Genomic DNA, 6541 nt, shown 5'->3' on the forward strand with positions numbered 1-6541 from the left:
AATGGGTTTATCCGTTCGCAAGCAGCGAAGCGTCGGTCTTGGCCGTTCTCGCCCTGCGGGAGAAGAACTTCTCCACGGCGCCGAGCAAACGATCCGCCAGCAGCGCCAGCACGATCGCGCAAAGCGAAGCGGACACGATGAGCTCGGTCTTGTTCACTCCGATGCCGGAGACGATCAGCTGTCCCAGTCCCCCGGCGCCGATCAGCGCGGCGAGCGTCGTCCAGCTGATGATATAAACCGTCGTGAGGCGAACGCCGGACATGATATACGGAAAAGCGAGTGGGAATTGGATCTGCAAGAGGCGCTGCGTCTGGCTTAAGCCCATCCCCCTTGCCGCTTCCAGCACCGAAGGGTCGACGGATTGGAAGCCCGCGTACGTATTGCGCAGAATCGGCAGGAGAGAATAGAGAAAGAGCGCGAAGATGGCCGGTTTCGCTCCGATTCCGAGCAAGGGAATCAGAATCGCCAGCAGCGCCAGGCTCGGAATCGTCTGGAACAGATTCGCGACGCCGAACACGGCCGAATGAAGCCATTTGCTCCGATTACCGGCCAAGTAGATGCCGACCGGTACCGCGACGAGGATGCCGAGCGCGATGGAAGCGAAGGAGATGGAGAGATGCTCCCAAGTCGCCGCGAGAAGGTCCGGGTAGCGGTCCTGCCAGAATTCCAAGTATTCAGCCCACATAGGCTTGCTCCCCTTCGTCCTCGCGGGAATAGACTTCCGCCAGGTGCCGGACCACGGACCCTCTCGTGATCAGGCCGATGAATTGATGATCGTCCCGGACGACGGGCACGTTGGACAGCTGATGCTCGCTCATCAGGTTCAAGGCGGCGGATAGCGGCGTATTCTTGCGCACCGTGTGCGTCGGCGGCGACATGATGTCCGCTACCGTTTTGCCTTCGTCCCCGTAGTGATCGATAACCTGATAGATCGAAACCGAGCCGAGCAGGCGGTTGCCCTTGTCCACGATGAGCAACGAATCGACTCGCCGGCTCTCCATCATCTTGATCGCTTCGGCCAACCCTCGGGTCGGCAGGGCGATCGCCGGGGACTGCACCATCACGTCGCTCGCCGTCGGCATCTCTTCCATGCTGCGGTTCGCAGACATTCTTTTTTTGCCGATAAAACTCTTCACGAAGTCGTTCGCGGGATGCCGCAGGATTTGGTCCGGCGAACCCGACTGGACGATCTGGCCGCCGTTCATCAGAACGATCGTATCGGCCAGCTTGATCGCTTCGTCCATGTCGTGGGTGACGAACACGATCGTCTTCTTCAATTCCGTCTGAAGGCGGATCAGCTCATCCTGCAGCTGCTCGCGGCTGATCGGATCGAGCGCGCTGAACGGCTCATCCATCAGAATGATCGAAGGATCGGCCGCCAGCGCCCGAATGACGCCGACGCGCTGCTGCTGGCCGCCGCTCAGCTCCGACGGGTAGCGGTTCGCGAACATGCGGGGCTCGAGCCCGACCATCGAGAGCAACTCGTTCACCTTCTGCGCGATCTTCGTTTTGTCCCACTTCAGCATTCGAGGCACGACCCCGACATTGCGGGCGATATTCATATGCGGGAACAAGCCGATGTTCTGAATGACATAGCCGATCCTGCGCCTCAGCTCGACGGGATCGAGCGATGCGATCTCCTGGCCGTCGATCTGAATCTGGCCGGACGTGGGCTGAATCAGCCGATTGATCAGCTTCATCGTTGTCGTCTTGCCGCAGCCGCTGGGTCCGATAAGGACCGTAATCTCCCCTTCTTTGATCTCCAGGTTCAAGTCCTTCAGCACTTGATGTCCGTCATCGTAAGTCTTGTTGACGCCTACGAATCTTATCATGAGAAATCCTCCCCCTTGGAAAATCGATTTACGAGTACAGCAAAGCAAGGCCGGCGCGGCGCGCCGTCTCTCCCGAGGCAAGTCTTGTTCGTTTGCGAAGCTTGAGAGGTCGTAGCATGCAATGTCGATTGCTAAGTCGTCCGAGTACGAACGGAAGCGGTAAAACGAGGAGAAACGATCCAGAGATGGGTTGCTGCGGTCTCGCGGGTTTTTCTTACTATAACAAACATTCTGAAAACTGACAACCTTTAAAGTTGCATTAAGTTGTTTGTAAAGGCTTGGATATGTCGCACAATAAATAAGCGCGCCGCGGAGAGCGGCGCGCCGATGCAGGCGTTCTAATCGAAAAAAAACATGAGCTATGAATCTGGTTCCTGTACTGCCTGATGGCCTGATGGCCCGTTAGCCCTTCTTCTTGCGGGTCATAACGTCGAAAATAACCGCTGCCGCCAGAACGCCGCCGCGAATCATGTACTGATAGGAGATGCCGACCCCCAGCAGGTTCATGCCGCTCGAAAGCGACGTCATGACGATCGCTCCGATAATGGAGCCCGTTACCTTGCCCACGCCGCCGGCCGCGGACACTCCGCCGACATAGGCGGCCGCGATCGCGTCGAGCTCGAACAGCGTTCCCGCCGTCGTCGTCGCCGAATTCAGGCGCGCCGTGTACAGAATGCCGGACAACGCCGACAGCAAGCCCATCGAACCGAATACGATATACGTGATTTTTTTGACGTTGATCCCGCTCAGGTGGGCCGCTTCCGGATTGCTTCCCACCGCGTAGATGTGTCTTCCGAGCACGGTCTTCGTCGACAGGAAATGATAGATCGCCGTGACGCCGAGCATGATGATGACCGTCCAAGAGAAGCCGTTGTAGCCCGCGATAATGTACGTGATGTAGGCAATGATCAGCGAGACGAAAACGACTTTTAACGCGAAGATGCTTTTGGATACGACCTCGAAGTTGTATTTCAGCTTGTTACGCCGAGCGGAGAATTCGCTTAGAACGTACAGGAAGATGACGACTACTCCAAGAATAAGAGAGAGCACGTGAAGCCCGCCTACCTCCGCGAGCGAAGGGATAAATCCGTTGCCCAGAGCGTTGAAGCTCTCTTCCTCGACGATAATCGTGCCGGACTTCTCCGTCACGCGCAGCAAAGCCCCGCGGAAAATGAGCATGCCCGCCAAGGAGGCGACGAAGGACGGGATGCCGACCGACGCCACCAGCACGCCGTTGAACATGCCGACCACGATGCCGAGAACAAGGATGATCGGTACCGTCAGGTACACCGGCACGCCTGCCTGCGACATCAGGATCGCGGCGATCGCTCCCATGAAGCCGGCCGCGAAGCCGACGGACAGGTCGATATGGCGAATGACGATGACCAGGGTCATCCCGACGGCGAGCACGGCGATATAGCCCGTCTGGTCGAGCAGATTGCTGATGTTGCGCGAGGACATGAACAAGCCGTCCGTCAGGATCGTGAAGACGAGCATGATGACGAACAGGGCGATGTACATGCCGTATTCGCGTATGTTGACTTTAACGAGCGATTTCGCTTCCTTGTATAGATTCATAGGTGTTCCTCCTATTGCGTCGCGAATTGCATGATTTTTTCCTGGGTGGCCTCTGAGGTCGGAAGCTCGCCTTTGATTCGGCCTTCGGCCATGACGTAGATCCGATCGCTCATCCCGAGCACCTCGCCAAGCTCGGACGAGATCATGATGATGCTCATTCCTTCGCTGATCAGCTTGTTCATGATCGTATAAATCTCGAACTTCGCCCCGACGTCGATCCCCCGGGTCGGTTCGTCCAGAATGAGCAGCTTCGGCCCGACGAACAGCCATTTGCCGAGGCTGACCTTCTGCTGGTTGCCCCCGCTCAGCTTGCCGACGATCTGCTCGACCGAAGGCGCCTTCACGTACAAGGAGTCTTTATACTGGTTGGCGATCTTGACTTCCTCGTTGTCGTTGATGATGCCTCTCGAGGAGATGCCGGAGAGGTTAGCGGCCGTCACGTTGCTCTTGATGTCCTGAATGAGGAACAGCCCGTCGCCCTTCCGGTCTTCCGTGACGTAAGCGATGCCCGCCTTGATCGCGTCGCTCGTATGCTTAAACGCCGCCGGAGAACCGTCGACCCACAGCTCTCCTTCCAGGCGATACCCTTTGGGATTGCCGAAGATGCTCTGGGCCAGCTCCGTCCGCCCCGATCCCATCAGTCCGGCTATTCCGACGATCTCGCCCTTCCTGACGTGCAGATTGACGTCCCTCGCGACATGCCTGCCGAGCTCGGAGTCGTAGGCCGACCAATGGATGACTTCGAGGATGTTGTCCCCGAATTTCTTGTCGGGCCTCTTCGGGTAAATATCGTCGATCTCGCGGCCGACCATGTTCTTGATGATGACGCTCTCGGAGATCTCTCCCTTGGAGGCGTCCAGCGTGCAGATCGTTCGCCCGTCCCGCATAACGGTCGCCTTGTCGGCGATCGAGATGACCTCCTTCAGCTTGTGGGAGATCATGATGCAGGTGATGCCCTGCCGCTTCAGTTCCCGAAGCAGCTGCAGCAGATTCTCGCTGTCGTTCTCGTTCAGCGCCGCCGTCGGCTCGTCGAGAATGAGCAGCTTGACGTTCTTGCTGAGCGCCTTGGCGATCTCGACAAGCTGCTGCTTGCCGACGCCCAGGTCCTTGATAAGCGTATCGGGGTTCACGTCCAGCTTGACCTTGCCCAGCATCCGCTTCGCTTCCGCGATCGTCCGGTTCCAGTCGACGATGCCCCTGCGTTGCACCTCGTTCCCCGCGAAAATATTTTCGTAAACCGTCAAATCCGGGAACAGAGCCAGCTCCTGATAGATGATCGCGATTCCCGCCTTCACGCTGTCGCTGATCTTGGAGAAGCTCTGGACGGCGCCCTCGAACACGATGTCCCCTTTATACGTCCCATGGGGGTACACTCCGCTAAGCACCTTCATCAGAGTGGACTTTCCCGCGCCGTTTTCCCCGATCAAGCAGTGGATCTCGCCTCTCTCCACCTTGAAATTCACGTCGGCGAGCGCTTTGACGCCCGTGAATTCCTTGGAGATGCCGTTCATCTCCAGAATGTAGCCGCTCATCGATATGCACTCCTTCATGCCATCGCGGAATAGCGATAGACGAATCTACCGCTACCCCGCCATTCTGCTATTCGCTTGCCGCCTTCGGATCGGAGCGGATTAGAGCCCCTTGAACTGGTCGGCCTTGTAGTAGCCGGAGTCGATAAGCTCCTTCTTGACGTTGTCCTTGTTTACGACGATTACGTCGGTTTTTTTCGCTTGGACTTCCTTCTTCTCGTTGTCGTACGAACCGTTCGTCTCCGGCGTGTTGCCGTCGAGAACCGCGATCGCGATGCCCATCGCGTCCTTAACGAGGGTACGCACGTCCTTGAACACCGTCATCGATTGCTTGCCGTCGATCACGTACTGCACGGAAGCGATCTCGGCGTCTTGCCCGGTCACGACATAGCTGGTTACCGCCGAATCGGAGGCGAAAACGTCCGCGATGGAGCGAGCCGTGCCGTCGTTCGGAGCCAGGATGGCCACGTCGCCCTTCATGTCCGCGGCGGCCGCCGTCAGGTGGGTTTGAGCCTTGTTCTTGGCTTCGTTCGCGTCCCAGTTCGTCGTCACTTGGCCGATGATCTTGGCCATTTCGTCGCGGCTCAGCTCGGCTTTGTCCTTGAGAGCTTCCGCTTCGCTGGAGTTCGCGATCTTGAACGTGCCGTCCGCGATCTTCGGCTGCAGCACCTTCCAAGCGCCTTCGAAGAACAGGAACGCGTTGTTATCGGAAGCCGCGCCCGCGTACAGGTACAGAGGCTCGCCGGATCCCTTGGCGTTGTCGACGAGGTATTGCGCTTGCTTCGCGCCTACGTCGTTGCTGTCGAAGGTGACGTAGTAGTCGACCGCGTCCGTTCCCGTGATCAGGCGGTCATACGCGATAACCGTGATGCCTTCGTCCTTGGCGGCTTCGACCGCGGATGCGGCTGCGGCTCCGTCTTGAGGGCAGATGATCAGAACTTGGATGCCCTTGTTGATCAGCGTCTCGACGTTCTCTTTCTCCTTGTTGGAGGAGCCTTGGCTGAACAGGATTTCCGTCGTATACTTCGTGCCTTTGAGCGCGTCCTTGAAGCGGGTTTCGTCTTGCACCCAGCGAGGCTCGTCTTTGGTCGGAAGGACGATTCCCACGCTTACCTTGCTGCTTCCGCCGTCGTTGCTGCACGCCGCCGCGAGCGCCGCGAACATCATGATCACTAGCAGGAGCGCGATCGATTTGAAGCCTTTTTTCATTCTTTTTACCCCTCTCGGTAATTGATCTTAGTCACTCGCAAGACCAACTATAGCACCGGACAAGCTCTATGAAAGCGCTATCGTATAGCACTCTTTTACGACCGTCTGGATTTTTTTGAGAGGGACGAGGCGGGAGAACCGTTGGGCGGCAAGCATGTGTTTATGTGGAAAAAAAGCCCTCGAGAATGGTGGATATGTGGAGTAAACAGGGGACAATCGGCGATCGGCGTCATGGAGAATGGGATGGGCTGCCCTCATCGGTGGATAAGCTCGGATGCCGGGCGGGAGTGTATCCGCATTGCCCACATTCGGGGGATATGTTCGGTGGCGTGCGGAGAGAGCAGACTGGCTGCTCTTGTTGTAGATGCTATCGGCTGTGGACGAATGTGCGCG

5 protein-coding genes are annotated in these 6541 nt (G+C 57.6%); all 5 read right to left on the reverse strand.

Features of this window, described 5'->3' with window-relative positions; all coding sequences use genetic code 11:
* Positions 1–7: 7 nt before the first annotated feature.
* The 5 genes from H7B67_RS14085 to H7B67_RS14105 all read right to left on the reverse strand — a co-directional run bounded on the left by H7B67_RS14085 (position 8) and on the right by H7B67_RS14105 (position 6148).
* Positions 8–685 carry an ABC transporter permease gene (locus H7B67_RS14085; protein WP_185120482.1) on the reverse strand — a complete coding sequence of 226 codons (678 nt, stop codon included), beginning with the start codon at positions 683–685 and terminating at the stop codon, positions 8–10.
* Entirely contained in the window at positions 675–1832 is a 1158-nt protein-coding gene (locus tag H7B67_RS14090; RefSeq protein ID WP_185120483.1) for a betaine/proline/choline family ABC transporter ATP-binding protein, read from the reverse strand. Before H7B67_RS14090 ends, H7B67_RS14085 begins: the two co-directional genes overlap by 11 nt.
* A gap of 402 nt (positions 1833–2234) precedes the next feature.
* Positions 2235–3410, reverse strand: coding sequence for a sugar ABC transporter permease (locus H7B67_RS14095; RefSeq protein WP_185120484.1), 1176 nt, complete (start codon positions 3408–3410; stop codon positions 2235–2237).
* A gap of 11 nt (positions 3411–3421) precedes the next feature.
* Positions 3422–4942, reverse strand: coding sequence for an ATP-binding cassette domain-containing protein (locus H7B67_RS14100; RefSeq protein WP_185120485.1), 1521 nt, complete (start codon positions 4940–4942; stop codon positions 3422–3424).
* Between the two features lie 99 nt (positions 4943–5041).
* Positions 5042–6148: a sugar ABC transporter substrate-binding protein gene (locus tag H7B67_RS14105; RefSeq protein WP_185120486.1), complete on the reverse strand. Its 1107-nt coding sequence runs from the start codon at positions 6146–6148 to the stop codon at positions 5042–5044.
* Between the last annotated feature and the right edge of the window lie 393 nt (positions 6149–6541).

Origin of the sequence: Cohnella thailandensis (genome assembly GCF_014212135.1) — a bacterium.
Classification (GTDB): Bacteria; Bacillota; Bacilli; order Paenibacillales; family Paenibacillaceae; genus Cohnella; species Cohnella thailandensis.